This is a genomic window from Streptomyces sp. AcH 505, assembly GCF_000818175.1.
Lineage (GTDB): Bacteria > Actinomycetota > Actinomycetes > Streptomycetales > Streptomycetaceae > Streptomyces.
This window is the reverse complement of record NZ_JTIY01000001.1, coordinates 2,627,058-2,643,721: the sequence shown is the minus strand read 5'-3', so window position 1 is coordinate 2,643,721 and position 16,664 is coordinate 2,627,058. Positions and strand designations below refer to the sequence as shown.

The following is a 16,664-nucleotide window of genomic DNA, read 5'->3' as shown; positions in this document are numbered from 1 at the left end:
CCGCCGAACGGCTCGACGAGCTGTACCGCTGGGTCGAGGCCGGGGCGCTGCGCACCGCCGGCTGGTATCTCGCCGACCGCTCCCGCAAACGGCGCGCCGCCCGCGCCCTGCGGACGGCGACGGCCGCCCTGGTCGTCGTCGGCGCGACCCTGCCCCTGCTGGACGTCACCGGCACCCTGGCGGGCGCGGCGGGCTGGGGGTACGTCGCGCTGCTCCTCGGCGGCGCCTGCCTGGCCTGCGACCGGTACTTCGGCTTCACGGCGGGCTGGATGCGGCACGTCGCCACGGCGCAGGCGGTGCAGCGGCGGCTGCAGACGCTGCAGTTCGACTGGGCGTCGGAGTGCGTACGGGAGATCCTCGGCCCGACGGAGGGCACGGCGGCCGAGGCGACGGAGCGCTGTCTGAGCGTGCTGCGGAGGTTCTCGGAGGACGTGACGGAGCTGGTACGGGCGGAGACCGCGGACTGGATGGTCGAATTCCGCTCGGGCCCCACCCCGCTGGTGCTCCAGTCGATGCCGATGAGCACGGCGACCCGTCAGGACGCCGGTTCGCCCTTCCCCGGCGGCCGGTTCCCGCTGCCGCCCGGCACCCGGCCCAACATGCCGCGCCAGCGGCCACCCGAGCCCCGGTAGCCCCCGGTGGCGGGCCTCCCCGGGGCGCGGTGACGGCGGTGGGCGGGGTCGGACCCCGCCCACCACAGCCTGCTTTCCGTCAGCTGAATATGATCATCGAGCCCTGACCCAGGCTCCTGGTGGCAGCCGCGTGCAGCCCCAGCCACACGTGCCGTTCACGGGCGAACGGACTGTCGTCGTACGGGGTCGAGGACGCCGGCTCCTCCAGCGAGGTGGGGCGTTCCGGCGGGGCGGGGGGCGTCGGAGGGTTCGCCGGGTCGATGCCGATCGACGCGGCCACGGTTTCGAGCTCGCGGAGCAGGCCCTGGGTCGAACCCAGCGGGCCGCCGCCCTCGAGCAGTTGGTCGTTGGACAGGGGCGCGGCGAAGTCCACGGGGACGTACGCCCCCGCGTGGTCGTAGTGCCAGACGAGATGCGACTGCTGGGCCGTCGACTCGAACATCTCCAGCAACTGCTCGTAGTCACCGCCCAGTTCGCCCACGGGCGTGACGGCGAGGCCGCAGACGTGCAGCAGGTACGCGCGCCGCAGGAAGTGCAGGGCGTCGTAGTCGAATCCGGCCACGGGGGCAACGTCCCCCGACAGGCCCGGCATATAGGCGAAAACAGGGACGGACGGCAGCCCCGCGTCGCCCAGGGCCTTGTCGTAGACGGCGATCTCTTCGGCGAAGGGGTTGTCGGGGCTGTGGCACAGCACATCGACGAGGGGGACCAACCACAGGTCACAGGCCAAGGGAGGCTCGCTCTCCAACGGGTTCGTACGCGTGCGCGCGATGGTCGCGATGGTCGGGACAGCGTAATGCGACGGGCACGTTCAGCGAAGAGTCCCGGTCGCCCGCATCGGGCGAGTCACGGGTACCGGCCCCGCGGACCGCCCTGTACAGCGGGTACCCAGGCCCCGCCGCGTTCACCCCCGCCGCGTGCACCCCAGGGGCGGGGATGCGATCAAGGTCCGTCAGCCGCCCGGTCCGCGTCCGGGCCCGCGTCCGGGCTCCCCGTCGCCCCGCCGTCCAGCCGGTCCGCCCACCGCAGCAGGTGGTCGGTGTACCTCCCCAGCACCACCCGTACCGCCGCCGCGTCCCCGAGCGTCACCGCCTCGACCAGCTCGCCGTGCCCGCCCCACAGCCAGCTGCCGCCGTCCGGGTCCGTCCGCAGGAACGGCACGGAGAACACCCACGCCTGGACGCGCATCCGGTGCAGGAAGTCGGAGACGTACCGGTTGGCGACCAGCGCGCTCAGCTCGCGCCAGAAGCGCAGGTCGTAGCCGATGAGGACGTTCAGATCGCCGGCCCTGGCCGCCCGCGCGGCCTCCTCGCCGCGCCTGCGTACCGCCACCAGCGGCTCGCCGTGCGCGCGGGCCGCGAGCCCGTCGCCGCGCAGCTTGCGGAAGACCCCGTCCTCTATCAGCGAGCGCGCCTCGACCATGCCCCGGAAGTCCTCGACGGAGAACTGGTGGACGCTGAAGCCGCGATGCTGGTCCGAGTCGAGTAAACCCTGCGCCGAGAGGTCCACCAGCGCCTCCCTGACGGGGGTCGCCGACACGCCGTACTGCTCGGCGATGTGCTTGACCGTGAACTCCTGCCCGGGGAGCAGACGGCCCGCCAGCACCTCGTCACGCAGCGCGTCCGCGATCTGCTGCCGCAGGGTATGGCGGGTCACAGCTCCGTTGGCGGGCATGGTGTGTGCGTCCCCTCGTAACGGCTCCGGGCACCCGGCTCCGCACACCTTACGACCTGGTAGCCGCATGACCGGGCTCCCCAGGACACGGCGGGACGAGCCGCGGAACGGCCCCCGGCACCGGACGCGTTCGGGCCGTCACGCGGTGTGTCCGTCGGCCACAGTCAGCGCCGCGTCCAGGACCGCGAGACCCTCCTTCACCTCCGCCTCGGTGATGTTGCAGGGCGGCACGGCGTGCGTACGGTTCATGTTCACGAAAGGCCACAGACCGCCCTTCTTGCACGCGGCGGCGAAGGCGGCCATCGGCGCGTTCGCCTCGCCCGTGGCGTTGTACGGCACCAGCGGCTCACGCGTCTCCCGGTCGCGCACCAGGTCCAGGGCCCAGAACACGCCCGTACCGCGCACCTCGCCCACCGAGACATGGCGCTCGGCCAGCTCGCGCAGCCCGGGGCCGAGCACCGTCTCGCCGATGTGCGCCGCGTTCTCGACGATCTTCTCGTCCTCCATCACCCGGATCGTGGCGACGGCGGCGGCGCAGGCCAGCGGATGGCCGGAATACGTCAGCCCGCCGGGGTACGGACGGGTCGCGAAGGTGTCCGCGATCTCGCCGGAGATCGCGACACCGCCCAGCGGCACATAGCCGGAGTTGACGCCCTTGGCGAAGGTCAGCAGGTCGGGTACGACGTCGAAGTGGTCGGCGGCGAACCACTTGCCCGTACGGCCGAACCCGGCCATCACCTCGTCGAGGACGAAGACGATGCCGTACCGGTCGCACAGCTCCCGTACGCCGGCGAGATAGCCGGGCGGCGGGGTCATGACACCGGCAGTGCCGGGGATCGTCTCCAGGACGATCGCGGCGACGGTGGCCGGGCCCTCGTACGCGATCGTCGACTCCAGGTGCTCCAGCGCGCGTGCGCACTCCTCCGCCTCCGTCGAGGCGTAGAACGGCGAGCGGTAGAGGAACGGCGCCCAGAAGCGCACCACGCCCGCCGAGCCGGTGTCCGACGCCCAGCGGCGCGGGTCGCCGGTCAGGTTGATCGCGGTGGAGGTCGAGCCGTGGTACGAGCGGTACGCGGAGAGCGCCTTGGGGCGCCCCGTGTGCACCCGCGCCATCCGGACGGCGTTCTCGACGGCCTCGGCGCCGCCGTTGGTGAAGAAGATCTTGTCGAGGTCGCCTGGGGTGTGCGCGGCGATGAGCCGGGCCGCCTCGGAGCGCGCCTCGACGGCGAAGGCGGGGGCGAAGGTGACCAGCTCGGCCGCCTGCCGCTGGATCGCGGCGACGACCTTCGGGTGCTGGTAGCCGATGTTGGTGAAGACGAGACCGCTGGCGAAGTCGAGGTAGCGGTTGCCGTCGTAGTCCCAGAAGTACGACCCCTCGGCGCCTGCGACAGCGAGCGGGTCGATCAGTTCCTGCGCCGACCAGGAGTGGAAGACGTGCGCGCGGTCGGCGGCCTTGACGGCGGCGCCCGCCTGCGGGTCGGGAGCGCCGGTCTGCGGGTCGGGGGCGACATGAGGGGTCATGGCCGCCAAGGGTAGGAACGCGCAGGCCGGGGCGGTACGGCCAAGGTGTATGGACTGCGCCACTTTCCTGGGCAGGGTGTCGCCTCGCGGCGGAAGCGCGGGGGGCGCAGGGGGTCAGCCGCCCGCCGTACGCAGCGTCGTACGGAACCGTGAGCGGTACGCCGACGGCGTCACCCCGAGCTGCCGCAGGAAGACCCGGCGCAGCGACTCGTCGCTGCCGAGCCCGCTGCGTCCCGCGGTGCCGGTGACCGTCTCGCCCGCCTCCAGCAGCGCCTGCGCCGCCTCCAGCCGTACGGACTCGACGTACGCGGCCGGTGTGCTGCCGATCTGCTCGGTGAACAGCCGGCTCAGATGGCGTGGGCTCAGCCCGCCGCGTCGCGCGAGCGCGGACAGCGAGTGGTCGGCCGCCGGATCGGCGGCGATCTCGGCCAGCAGGACGCGCAGGGCGTCGTGGCGCGGGCTCGGGGTCCGTGCCGCCACCGAGAACTGCGACTGGCCGCCAGGGCGGCGCAGGAACACCACCAGGTCGCGGGCGACCTCGCGGGCGAGCCCCGCGCCCTCGTCCGCCTCGACGAGGGCCAGCGCGAGGTCGATGCCCGCGGTGACCCCGGCGGAGGTGTACGTACGGCCGTCGCCGTCCCGTACGAAGATGGCGTCCGGCTCGACCGTCACCGCGGGGAACCGCCGGGCGAGCGTCGCCGCGTGCCGCCAGTGCGTGGTGGCGCGCCGGCCGTCGAGCAGCCCGGCGGCCGCGAGGGCGAAGGCGCCGGTGCAGACGGACGCGGTACGTGCGGACCGGCCGGCCAGCGCGGTGACGGCGTCGACGAGACCGGCGGGCGGCGGCCGGTGCGGCAGGTCGTCGGAGCCGGGGACGACCAGGGTGTGGGGCGCCGTGACATCGGCGGCAGCGGCGTCGGCGTGCAGCCGGGTGCCGGTGGAGGTGGTGACCGGGCCGCCGTCGAGGGAGCAGACGGTCAGGGCGTAACCGCCACCCCGGCCTCCGCCGCCACTCCCACTGCCGTGCGCCGTCGTGGCCGTAGCGAACACCTCCAGCGGCGCCGCGACATCCATCAGCCGAACGCCCTCGTAGACGAGCACGGCGATCTCTCTGCGTTCCGGACGCTCCATACGGGGACGGTAACGCGCTTGCTTGGCCAGATGTGTGGGATATGGGTCCGGACAGACATGGCGGGACGGTGGTGAGCGGCCCGAGAGTGGGAGAAGCGCCGGTACCGGAAGCGGCACCGGCATCCCGCGAAAGGAACGTTCCGCCATGTCCGAGCGCATCGCCGGCATCGAGATCCCCGACAGCGCCCTCGCCGCCGAGGCGACCGAGCTGATCCGCGACACCACGAGCCCACTGCTGTACGACCACTCCCGCCGGGTCTTCCTCTTCGGCTCGCTCCAGGGCCGGCGGCAGGGGCTGGCGTACGACCCCGAACTGCTCTACATCGGCGCGATGTTCCACGACCTGGGCCTGACCGAGGAGTACCGCGCGTCCCAGCAGCGCTTCGAGCTGGACGGCGCCGACGCGGCGCGGGACTTCCTGCTGCGGCACGGCCTGACGCGGGACAGCGCACGGATCGTGTGGACGGCGATCGCCCTGCACACGACGCCCGGCATCCCCGCCCACATGGAGCCCGAGGTGGCACTGGTGACCGCGGGCGTGGAGTTCGACGTGCTGGGGATGGGGCTCGACGCCGTACCGGGCGAGGTCAGGGACGAGGTGGTCGCCGCCCATCCGCGGCCGGACTTCAAACGGCGGATCCTGCGGGCGTTCACCGAGGGCATCGAGCACCGGCCGGACACGGCCTTCGGAAACGTGAAGGCGGATGTGCTGGCGCGCTTCTCGCCCGGGTTCGTACGGACGGATTTCGTTGACGTGATCGAGAACTCCGCCTGGCCCGAGTAGCGTGCGGCGGGGGCCGGGCCGCTGGTCGGGGGCTTGCGGTACGGCCCCTGGGGAACCGGCGCCCGGGACATGGCAGTCTCCTCGCTAACAAAGCCGGTTCGGGTCCGCGGATCGGTACGGGTTCGCGGGTCGGACACATCGGGGTACGGGAGGGCCGCTCGGCCATGGAGAAGCTGGCACCGGAAGATCCACAGAGCATCGGCGCCTACACGCTGCTGGCACGGCTGGGCGCCGGCGGCATGGGTCAGGTCTTCCTGGCGCGCTCCGACAGGGGCCGCACGGCCGCCGTCAAGCTCGTACGGCGGGAGCTGGCCGAACAGGAGACGTTCCGCGCCCGGTTCCGCCAGGAGGTGGCGTCGGCACGCCGGGTCGGCGGGGCCTGGACGGCTCCCGTGCTGGACGCCGACACGGAGGCCGAGGTGCCGTGGCTCGCGACGGGTTACGTCGCCGGACCCTCGCTCCAGTCGGTCGTCGGCACGCGCAGACCCGGTGCGCTGGGCCCCGGGGCGGGCACCCACGGGCCGCTGCCCGAGCGGTCCGTGCGCATACTCGCCTCCGGTCTCGCGCACGCCCTCCAGGACATCCACGCCGCCGGGCTCATCCACCGCGACCTCAAGCCGTCCAACGTGATGGTGACGATCGACGGGCCGCGCGTCATCGACTTCGGGATAGCCAGGGCCCTGGAGTCCACCACGACCACCGGGCTGACCCTGACGGGCGCGACGGTGGGCTCCCCGGGCTTCATGTCACCCGAACAGGTGCGCGGGGACCGGCTGACGGCCGCCAGCGACGTGTTCTCGCTCGGCTCCGTCCTCGCCTACGCGGCCACCGGCCGGCTGGCGTTCGGCGCCGCCGACAGCAGCCCGCACGCACTGATGTTCCGGATAGCCCAGGAGGAGCCGGACACCTCCCAACTCCCCGAAGGCCTCGGGACGGTCGTCAGGGCCTGTCTCCAGAAGGACCCGGCGGCGCGGCCGACCACGCGGGACATCCTGGCCCGGGTGGGCGAGGCCGAGGACTCCGGTGCCGGGCCCAGCGGTGAACCGTGGCTGCCGGGCGCGCTCCTGGCCCAACTGGGCCAGCACGCGGTGGAGTTGCTGGAGTACGAGGACCCGACGTCGTACGCGCGCCGGCCGCAGGGCCTCGCCCAGCTGGCGAAGGCACCCGCGCTCGGCGCGATCGAGGCCGCAGCGACACCGGCCCCGTCCCCTGTTGCGCCGGCTCCGGACGCTTCCCCGTCCGACGAGGTGCCCGTACCGGCGCCACCCGCGCCACCCGCGCCCGGCACGTCGCAGGCAGGACCGGCGGAGGACGACTCGACGACGGTCATCCCCGTCCAGGCGCCCGCGCCGACGCCCGCACCCACGCCCGCGCCGACGCCGACACCCGCTCCCGCCGCGGAGTTCGGCCCGATCGCCCCTCCCCCGCCGTACGGCTACGGCTACCCGCAGGCGGGCCCCGGCCCTGCCCCCGCGTACGGCTATCCCCAGACGGGCTACGGGCAGCAGACGCCGCCCCCGCCCCCGTACGGCACGATCCCGCCCCCGCCGCCGTACGGCCGGACGCAGGCGCCGTTCCCCGAGCCCGAGCCCGAGCGGCGCAGCACCCGAAGCACCGTCGTGCTGATCGCCGTCGCGCTTGTCGTCGCGCTCGGGGCCGGCGGGTCCGTGTACGCGTTCATGGGCAGCGGCAGTTCGAAGGACGACAAGGACACGACGGTGGCGGCGTCGGCCGACCCGAAGCAGCCGGAGAAGGGCTCCCCCGCCCCGCCGACGTCCTCACCGTCCTCCTCGGACTCGGCGTCGCCGAAGGACGGGGACGTACCGACGAAGTTCGTGGGGAGCTGGAAGGGCGGGGTCAACACCCCGACCGGCTTCAGCACGCGTCAACTCACCATCGAGCAGGGCAAGGTGGGGGACACCGTCCTGACCCTCACGGCGGACGGGCCGACGGAGGGCGGCGGTTCGTACCACTGCGTCTTCCAGGCGCCGCTCTCGTCCGCCCCGGCCTCGGACGCTCCCCTCCAGATCGGCTCCTCGACGGTCACCAAGGGCGAACCGATGTCCTCGTGCACGCCCGGTGCGCCCACGACGCTGACGATCCTCGGCAACGGCGACCTCCAGCGCGTAACGACCTCGGGAGAGGCGCTGACGTACACGAAGGGCAACTGAGCCGGGCCGTGGCCTGAAGGTGACAGGCGCCAGGCGCCAGGTGACATGGGATGCGACATGGGACCGCCCCGGTCCCGGAGACATCGCGGAGTCCCGGGAGCGGGGCGGCGTTCGAGGGGCGACAACCCTCTGCGCGGGCCTAGCGCAGGCCGTACGCGTCGGTCACCGTCTGGGTGACCTTGTTGCCGTTGGCGTCGGCCAGGGTGGTCCGCAGCGTGACCTTCGCCGCGCTGTCGGCTCCGGCGTGGTTCACCGTCGCCGTCCACGCGCCCTTGCGCCGGTCGACCTCGGCGGCCGTCCAGGTCTTGCCGCCGTCGTACGAGTACGACAGCGCGGCGGACACCACGGCGCCCGGGGTGTAGCCGGCGTGCCCGGTGACCGAGAGACCGATCCGCAGGCCGTCCTTGGCCGGGAGCGTCTTCGCCCCGTCGGCCGGGAGGTCGTACCGCGGGAAGAGCAGCGGGATCCCCTGCGAGAAGGCGCTGTCGTCCAGGTGGGAGCGGAAGGTCCAGTCGGTGACCACATCGGTCGACCTCTGCCAACTGGCCGACGACGAGCCGATCTTGGTGTTGTTGCTGATGAGTTCGTACTCGGCGTCGTCCGCCGGGACGGTGAACACCCCGTACGGGAAGCCGCTGCTGTCGAAGTCCTCGCCGTTACGGCGCAGCAACAGCGATCCGATGTCGCCGAACGAGCCCGGCTGGGCGGTGTGTTCGGTGTCGGACCACATGGCGGGGGCGAACCCGATCTGGTTTCCCTGGCGTTCGGCGGCGAGCGCGGGTGCGCCCGTCGCGTCGACGCCGGCGTTCGGGCCGATCACTCCGTCGTACCAGCTCTCCTTGACCTTCTTGCCGGGCTGGTAGGCCCTGGCCGGCGACATCATGTACTCCCCGAACGGGAAGCTGGACGAGACGAAGTGGTCCCAGGTCGTGCCGTCGCCCGTGTAGTACTCGGCGCGGGTCGACGGCATGGCGACCAGGTCGATGCCCGAGACGCTGATCAGTCCGCTGCCTGACGGACGGTACGCGCCGACGCCGTCGATGAAGTCGGCCGCCACGCCCATGGAGTTGTAGGTGGAGTCGTTGCGGCCGAGCTGCCCGTCGCGCACGTGGTACGTACGGTCGGAGCCGATCGTGCCGTCCTCGGGGAAGCCCAGGTTGTAGACGTACGGGCTCGTGGCCGTCGCCTTCCAGCGCAGGGTCACCTGGCCCGCGGCCAGCTTCGCTTCGAGCGCCTTCGCCTCCGCCGCCTCGACGGCGACGGTCGGCAGCGGGCCGCCCGCGAAGCCGTACGCGGGCTGCCAGCGCCCGGCGGACGGGCGGTGCATGACGACCGCCTTCGCACCGGCGGCCAGGGCGTCGGTACCCACGTCGCCGAGGGCGCCGTCGTCCGGGACCTCGACGAGCGCGATCTTGCCCCGTACCCCGGCGGCCGTCAGCTCGGCCGGGGTGCCCTTGCCCGCGTCGACGAGCTGGGCCTCGCCCGTACCGTCGAGGTTGTCCGAGCCGACGCTCGCGGTCACGGGGTGCAGCTCGGGACCGCCGACCGCCGTCAGCTTCTGGAACTGCGGCGCGTACGCGCGCCAGTAGCTGCCGAACTCGAACTCGCCGTCCTCGGCGGGGTCCTGGACGTCCGCGTAGTAGTCCTTGACGAGCCGGCCGCCGGACACCGATCCGGCGTGCAGCCACTGGTTGTCCCAGCTGCGGGCGAAGTTGAGGGTGGTCGTGCGGACCTCGCTCGGCCGGTCCGTACGGACCGAGATGCGGTGCGCCTTCCTGGCGTCCAGGACCAGGGTGGTGTCGCGCTTCAGGTCGACCTGCGGGCGGCCGAGATAGCTGACCGAACCGACCTGCTGCCCGGTCGCGTCGGTGGTGTCGGGCGAGACGACGAAGGAGGACAGGAAGTAGGCGCCGGGGCGCAGCTGGAACACCTGGTCGGTGGCGCCCTCGTTGAAGCGGCTCTCACCCGTCGCGGTGTCCGTACCGATCACGTCGAGCGAGGAGGAGCCCGCGGCCGGCTTGCCGGTGCGGTCGACGAGCTTGACCCGCAGGGTGACGGTCGTCGGCTGTACGTACAGCGCGAACGGCGTCGAGACGCTGACACCGCCTGCGCCGGTCGCCAGGACCCGGCCTGTGACGTCGCCGTACTGGCCGTTGGCCAGCCGCGCCACCGGGTCGACGGCCAGCGGCACCTTGACGGTGGCGCCTGCCGGGACGGTGACGCTGCTCTTGCCGAGCTTGGCGACGGCGGACCGGACCGTGGTGCCGTCGTTGCCGGTGACCCGCCCGACGGAGAGGTTCAACTTCAGCGGCTTACCGGTGAAGTTGGTGTACGGGACGTCGACGCTGGTGCGGTCGCTCTTGTCCTGCGGCCAGTTGAAGCTGCCGCCCTGGATCGCGGGCGCGCCGACGACGCTCTGGCCGATCGCCGCCTCGACGTCGAGCCGGCCGCCGCCGGTCTCCCGGACGTCGCCGGGGATGTCGGTCCGCGCCGACGAGACGAGCGCCGCCTTGAGCTGCTGGGCGCTCCAGTCGGGGTGCCGCTCCTTGAGGATCGCCGCGGCGCCCGCGACGTGCGGGGTGGCCATCGACGTGCCGGACATGGTCTGGTACGCGTACACCCCGCGCCCGCCCATGTTGGCGGCCAGGATGTCGACGCCCGGCGCCGCGATCTCGGGCTTGAGGGTGTGCGCGTCCAGGACCGGGCCCCGGCTGGAGAACGAGGCGGTGGCGTCCGCGCTGTCGACGGCGCCGACGGTCAGCACGCTGGGGGCGCAGCCGGGCGAGGAGACGGTGTTGTCGCCAGGACCCGCGTTGCCCGCGGCGATGACGAACAACGTGTCCTTGCTGTGGGCGAGTTCCTCGGTCGCCTGGCTCATCGGGTCGGTGCAGTCGAGCAGTCCGGGGTCACCGAGGCTCATGGAGACGACGTCGGCCTTCTGGTCGACGGCCCACTGCATACCCGCGATGATCCAGGACTCAAGACCTGAGCCGCTGTCGTTCAGCACCTTGCCGATCATCAGGTCGGTGCCGGGCGCGACGCCCTTCTCCTTGCCGTCGCTGGCCGCGCCCGAGCCGCCCACCGTGGAGGCGGTGTGGGTGCCGTGGCCCTGCCGGTCCTCGACGGTGTCCGAGTCGGTGAAGTTCTCGGTCGCGGCGACCCGGCCCTGGAGGTCGGGGTGTTCGAGGTCGGCGCCGGTGTCGAGCACGGCGACCTTCGTCCCCTTGCCGTCGTAACCCGCCGCCCACGCCTGCGGCGCGTTGACCTGCTTGGCGGACTGGTCCATCAGCGAGGTGACCTGGCCGTCGAGCCACACCTTCTTGAGCTGCGACGCGGCCCGGTTGCGGGGCGAGGTGACATCGGCCCAGAAGTCGGCCGCCTTGGTCTTGTCCGCCTTGAGCGCCACCCCGCCGATGGCGTCGAGGACGGCCCCGCGCCGGGCGCCACGGGGGGTCACGGGCAGCTCGCGTGCGACGGACCCGGCGGGCGTGTCGTACGTGGCGATGAGCGGGATCGACGTGGCGTGCGCGTCGTCGTACCCCTGGCGGATCAGCCCGGTGACGTTGAAGAGTTCGTCGTCCACCCTGCCGAACGCGATGGCGGCCGCCGCGCCCTCCGGGTAGACGTAGAGGTCGTCACCGCTCTGCCGGGTCTGCACGAGCGGCTGTGTGCCGTCCTCGCGGGGCAGTACGGTGGCGCTGCCGCGGCCCGAACTGTCCTCGCTGACCCGTACCTTGTCGCCGGTGACCAGGGTGACGGTGTGGCTCTGCCCGCTCTTGCGCTGCGCTGCCGCACTGCCGACGACGGGTCTCTTGCCCGTCTCGGCGCTCTTTCCGGTCCCGCTGCCCTTTCCGGTCCCGTCGCTCACGCCGGCCCGTGGTGTGGCCACGGACGGCGCGACCGCGGTGACGGCCAGAACAGCGGCAGCCGCCGCCCCCAGGGCCGTTCGCGATATCAGGCGCATCGATGTTGCTCCCCAAGTGAATCGGCAAAACGGCACAGAGGCCGTACGGCCGGGCGCTGTTGGTGCTGCGGTGGCGCCACACTCCCAGAGCGGTGGGGAGGACGGGGATGATGTCGCTGGCGGGTTTGCGCCGTGGCCACATCCCGCCACGGAGACGGGGAACGGCTGGTAGGAGGATCGATATGGTGGCATGGAAGGACCGTGCGGCCCTGGCGGCAGCGGTGCTGGGCACGCTGGAGGCGGCCTGCCCCGGCTCGCGGGCGACCCTGCTCGGCTCGCTCGCGGCCGGCACCGCCGACGCCTTCAGCGACATCGACGTCGAGTGGGTCGTGCCCGACGCGCGCTTCCTGGCGAGTGTGACCGCGGCGCCGGAGACACTGGCGCGTGTGCAGCCGGTCGCGGCCGTGCGCAGCGACCCGGAGTTCCACCACTCGGACCGCAGGCGCCTGTTGTTCGTCCGCTTCGCCGGCGTATCGCTGTTCTGGCGGCTCGACCTCTCCGTACGGGCCGAGTCGGTCGCGGACGAGGCGGACTACGACGCGGACAACCCGGCGGCGCGGGCCGGGGAGGGCGAGTGGTCCCGGCCGGCGAGCGCGCTCGCGAACGCGCTCGGCGCGGTCAAGGCGGTGGGCCGCCGCAGGCCCGACGACGCGCGCGGCCTGCTGGACCGGGGCTTCGCCCGGATCGACGAGGACGACAGGGCCACCGGCGACTGGGCGGCGGACATCACCCGCCTCGCGAGGGCGGCGGCGCGGCGCGACCCGGCACTGACCGAGCTGTCCGGGCAGATCATCGCGCTGGCGGACGGGACGACATAGGCCCTGCCCGGCTTCCGCGCCGGACAGGGCCTTCACTCACACCGCGAACTAGACCGAGAACTTCACAGCTTCCAGGTACGTGTCGTTGCGCAGCGTGCCGCCGAAGATGTAGTTGGGCCGAGGGTCGGCGCAACCGAAGCCGCCCCACTCGGCGTTGTGAAGACGAGCCACCTGGCAGACCTGGCCGGAGCCGACGTTGATGGCGAAGCCCGACATGTTCGGCGCGCCCCGCTTCGAGCTGCCGATGTAGAGGTCCTTGCCCTCGGTGACCGGCGACCACGGCGTCTTCCACTGGCCGTTGCCGTCGGTCGACTTGGGGTTGTGGACGAAGGCGTTGGCGCCCGAGCCACCGACGCCGTGGACCGCGATGTTGATGGCCTTGATGGCCAGGTTCCGGCCGGAGGTGCCCGCCATCGTGCCGTCGCAGACGGGCTTCTGCCAGCCCTGTCCAGAGACGTACGCGCGGTAGCAGATGTGCCGGCCCGAAGGGTCGTTCTTGGCAAGGCGGTTGACCGCCGTGGCTGCGGTGTCCTGCTTCGGCTTCGCCGTCACGGTCGCCGTGGCCTGCGGGGGTCGCGCCGTGATGGTGACGACGCCGGCGCCTGCCTTCTCCGTGTCCACCTTCTTGTGCTTCGGCTTCGGCTTCGGCTTGGCCGAAGGCGAGGGTGAGGTACTGGGCTCCGGCGGCACCATGATCGGGCTGACGGAGTGGGTCGGTCTCGGCTTCTTGCTGGGGATGTCGCTCGTCGCACTGCTGGAACGGGCGCTCTGCTTCTCGTCCCCGCCGCCGCTGCCCAGCATGACCAGCGGAATGATGACGAGGGCGGCCACGAGGAGTGCCACGGGACCGACGAAGAAGGGCCGGTTGAGCAGGCCAGGCGACTTGTACTCGTCGTCCGACTGACGCGAGTCGTTTCTACGGATGATCATCGGAGGCGGCCCGCCGGCCGACCCGGCACCGGCCCCTGCACCGGCGGCCAGTGGCAGTTCGTTTCGGTCGTCCTCTTCCTCTTCTTCCTCCTCCTCTTCTTCTTCATGTTGGTGAGCGAAGTCGTCGGCAGGTCCGAAATCGTCGTCCACGAGGTCGTCCTCGACGGGCAACGGCACCGGTTCCGGTGCGGGCAGGGCCTGTTCGACAGGTACGGGCGCCGGTTCCGGCGCCGGCTGTTCTTCCTGCGCCTCGGTCGGTTCCTGCTGGTCCAGCAGCCTGCTCGAACCGTCGGGGGTGACCTCGACGTACGCCACGTACCCCGCGGAGGGATCGGAGATGGCCGCCGTCACGGGTGTGTCGCGGTCGCGTGCGTTGCGGTGCAGTGTGTCGAGGATCGCGGCGTCGACCGCCTCGCCCTCCGCCGCCTCCACTGGTTCGCCGTCGATCGCGGCGGAGCCGTCGCCGGTGATGACCACGGCGAAATGGGGCAACGGCTGTGATGCCGCGGGTACGGAGCGGTCGCCTCCTGTGCTCGGCTCGTCCGTCTCTTCACCCTCGCTCATACGCACCCCTTTCCTTGGGACAAGGGCCGCTCGGCCCGGTTGGGTCCGCACACGGCGAACCCTGCGTACCGCAACGCACACCGCGCGGGAACGGTTCAATTCCGGGACCGCGAGCCCGAAGATGTCGGGGACATGGCGGCCCGGTAACGATCACCGGGGACGGAACTAGACATTCCGTCAAGGCGGTGCGAGGGGCTCTCCGCGCTCAGTAGAGTCCGCGATGTGAACGCCTATACGAATTCCGTACGCTTCGCCGTGCTGGGGCCGGTCCGGGCGTGGCGCGGTGAACGAGAGCTGGACCTCGGCTCGCCCCAGCAGCGAGCCGTGCTGGTGGCACTGCTGTTACGCAGAGGACGACCCGCCACTCTCGAAGAACTCCTCGACGCCGTCTGGGGCGAGGAACGCCCGGCGGCGGCCGTATCCGTCCTGCGTACGTACGTGTCGCGGCTGCGCAAGGTTCTGGAGGCCGGCAGGGAAGCGGCCGACACCCCGCGGATGATCGTCTCCGTCGGCGACGGCTACCTCGCCAGGTTCCCCGAAGAGTGCCTGGATCTGGCCGTGTTCGAGCAACAGGTCACAGCGGCGAAGAAGCTCCGCGCCGCCGGCGAGCTGACCGAGGCAGGCGAACTGCTGCACACCGCGCTCGCCGGATGGCAGGGCCCCGCGCTCGCCGGAGTCCCGGGTCCGATGGCCGAGTCGGAGCGTTCCTGGCTGAGCGAGGAGCGGCTGACCGCACTGGAGACCCGGCTGGACGTCGACGTCGAACTCGGCCGCCACGAAGAGGTGATCGCCGAACTGATCTCGCTCACCGGCCAGTACCCCCTGCGGGAACAGCAGTGCCAACTGCTCATGCTGGCGCTGTACCGGTCCGGCAGACAGGCCGAGGCCCTTGCCGTCTACCGCAGCACCCGGCGCACCCTGATCGCCGAGCTGGGTATCGAACCCGGCGCGGCGCTGCGGGAGATGCACGACCGCATACTCACCGCCGACGCCTCTCTCGTCCCCGGACCGCCACGGCGCTCCGACCCGCCGGACGAACCCGAAGGCCCGGTGGTGCCGCAGCCCGCGAGGCCTGCCCAACTCCCCGCCGACCTGCCCACCTTCGCGGGCCGACACACCGAACTCGACCGCACGCGCGCCTTGTTGCCGAGGAACGGGCACGCACCGACGACGGTGGTGATCAGTGCCATCGGCGGCATGGCGGGCATCGGCAAGACCACCCTGGCCGTGCACTGGGCCCATGAGATCGCCGGCCGCTTCCCCGACGGGCAGCTCTACATCAACCTCCGCGGCTTCGACCCGACCGGCTCGGTCGTGACACCGGACGAGGCCATCCGTACCTTCCTCGACGCGCTCGGGGTCCCCCCGATGCGCATCCCGGCGGGACTCGCGGCCCAGGCTGCGCTGTACCGCAGCATGCTCGTCGACCGCCGGGTGCTGGTCCTCCTCGACAACGCGCGCGACACCGACCAGGTCCGCCCGCTGCTGCCGGGCTCCCCCGGCTGCGTGGTCATCGTCACCAGCCGCAACCAGCTCACCGGCCTGATCGCCGGTGAGGGCGCCCATCCGCTGACGCTGGACCAGCTGACACCCGCCGAGGCGCACGACCTGCTGGCGCGCCGCCTCGGCACCGGACGGCTGGCGGCCGAGCCGCAGGCGGCCGACGAGATCATCGTGCGCTGCGCCCGGCTGCCGCTGGCCCTCGCCATCGTCGCCGCCCACGCGGCCGCGTACCCCGGCTTCCCGCTCAGCGCCATCGCCGAGGAACTGCGCGACAGCAACGGCAGCCTCGACGCCTTCGCGGGCGGCGACGACCTCACCACCGACGTACGGGCCGTCTTCTCCTGGTCGTACAAAGCGCTGTCGGACCCGGCGGCGCGGCTGTTCCGGCTGCTGGGCCTGCACTCCGGCCCCGACATCTCCTCGCCGGCCGCCGCCGCGCTCGCCGGGCTCCCGCTGCGCGAAACCCGCGCCCTGCTGGGCGAGTTGACCCGTGCCCATCTGCTCACCGAGCACTTCCCCGGCCGCTACACACTCCACGACCTGCTCCGTGTCTACGCCACCGAACGCGTCGGCGCGGAGGAGGAGCCGCAGGAGCGGGACCGGGCCGTCGAGCGGCTGCTCGCCTGGTATCTGCACACCGCCGACGCGGCGTACACGTACATCACACCGCGCCGCCGCCGGATCCGGCTCGAACCCCTGCCCGCGTCGTGCCTGCCGCTGGAGTTCAGCACGCACGAGCAGGCGCTGGACTGGTGCGAGACCGAGCGGGCCAATCTGGTCACCGCGGTGAACCAGGCCGCCACGTCCGGGCACCCGGGCATCGCATGGCGGCTGCCCGCCGTCCTGTGGGGTTTCTTCTACCTCCGCAGCCATCTGCACGACTGGGTCGACACCGCGGCCGTCGGACTCGCCGCCGCCCGCGCCGCCCAGCACCGCTGGGGCGAGGCGCAGGCCCTCGCGGACATGGCCGCCGCG

11 protein-coding genes are annotated in these 16,664 nt (G+C 72.3%); 5 read left to right on the top strand and 6 right to left on the bottom strand.

Translation table 11 applies throughout. The features are described 5' to 3' along the window. Nucleotides 1-632 (top strand): SLATT domain-containing protein (locus HY68_RS12100; RefSeq protein WP_241778547.1); only part of this gene is annotated, 632 nt, incomplete at its 5' end. A gap of 79 nt (nt 633-711) precedes the next feature. On the opposite strand, the gene HY68_RS12095 is transcribed toward HY68_RS12100, so the two are convergent. The 4 genes from HY68_RS12095 to HY68_RS12080 form a co-directional block, all read right to left on the bottom strand. Further along, nucleotides 712-1,362, bottom strand: a complete 651-nt coding sequence (locus HY68_RS12095) for a hypothetical protein (protein WP_041987917.1) — start codon at nt 1,360-1,362, stop codon at nt 712-714. Between the two features lie 212 nt (nt 1,363-1,574). Then, the gene (locus HY68_RS12090) at nt 1,575-2,306 is read right to left on the bottom strand and encodes a GntR family transcriptional regulator (protein ID WP_041987914.1); all 732 of its coding nucleotides are present in this window, start codon (nt 2,304-2,306) and stop codon (nt 1,575-1,577) included. A 138-nt stretch (nt 2,307-2,444) separates the two neighbouring features. Then, nucleotides 2,445-3,827, bottom strand: a complete 1,383-nt coding sequence (locus tag HY68_RS12085) for an aspartate aminotransferase family protein (protein ID WP_041987911.1) — start codon at nt 3,825-3,827, stop codon at nt 2,445-2,447. A 114-nt stretch (nt 3,828-3,941) separates the two neighbouring features. Beyond that, complete coding sequence (locus HY68_RS12080) at nt 3,942-4,955, bottom strand: DJ-1/PfpI family protein (protein WP_041987909.1); 1,014 nt, start codon at nt 4,953-4,955, stop codon at nt 3,942-3,944. Nucleotides 4,956-5,100: 145 nt separating this feature from the next. Between HY68_RS12080 and HY68_RS12075 the strand changes: the two genes are divergently transcribed. After that, complete coding sequence (locus HY68_RS12075) at nt 5,101-5,739, top strand: HD domain-containing protein (protein ID WP_041987906.1); 639 nt, start codon at nt 5,101-5,103, stop codon at nt 5,737-5,739. A gap of 164 nt (nt 5,740-5,903) precedes the next feature. Further along, on the top strand, nt 5,904-7,910 hold the full coding sequence (locus HY68_RS12070) for a serine/threonine-protein kinase (RefSeq protein ID WP_041987903.1): 2,007 nt from the start codon (nt 5,904-5,906) through the stop codon (nt 7,908-7,910). A gap of 139 nt (nt 7,911-8,049) precedes the next feature. Here the strand turns inward: HY68_RS12070 and HY68_RS12065 are convergent, their stop codons facing one another. Next, entirely contained in the window at nt 8,050-11,874 is a 3,825-nt protein-coding gene (locus HY68_RS12065) for a S8 family serine peptidase (RefSeq protein ID WP_041987902.1), read from the bottom strand. A 182-nt stretch (nt 11,875-12,056) separates the two neighbouring features. Here HY68_RS12065 and HY68_RS12060 point away from each other — a divergent pair, with 182 nt between their 5' ends. Next, nucleotides 12,057-12,692, top strand: a complete 636-nt coding sequence (locus HY68_RS12060) for a hypothetical protein (protein ID WP_041987900.1) — start codon at nt 12,057-12,059, stop codon at nt 12,690-12,692. Between the two features lie 48 nt (nt 12,693-12,740). On the opposite strand, the gene HY68_RS45035 is transcribed toward HY68_RS12060, so the two are convergent. Further along, nucleotides 12,741-14,186: a hypothetical protein gene (locus HY68_RS45035; protein WP_052457081.1), complete on the bottom strand. Its 1,446-nt coding sequence runs from the start codon at nt 14,184-14,186 to the stop codon at nt 12,741-12,743. A gap of 222 nt (nt 14,187-14,408) precedes the next feature. Between HY68_RS45035 and HY68_RS12050 the strand changes: the two genes are divergently transcribed. After that, the coding region (locus HY68_RS12050) for a BTAD domain-containing putative transcriptional regulator (RefSeq protein ID WP_052457080.1) at nt 14,409-16,664 on the top strand (2,256 nt) is incomplete at its 3' end.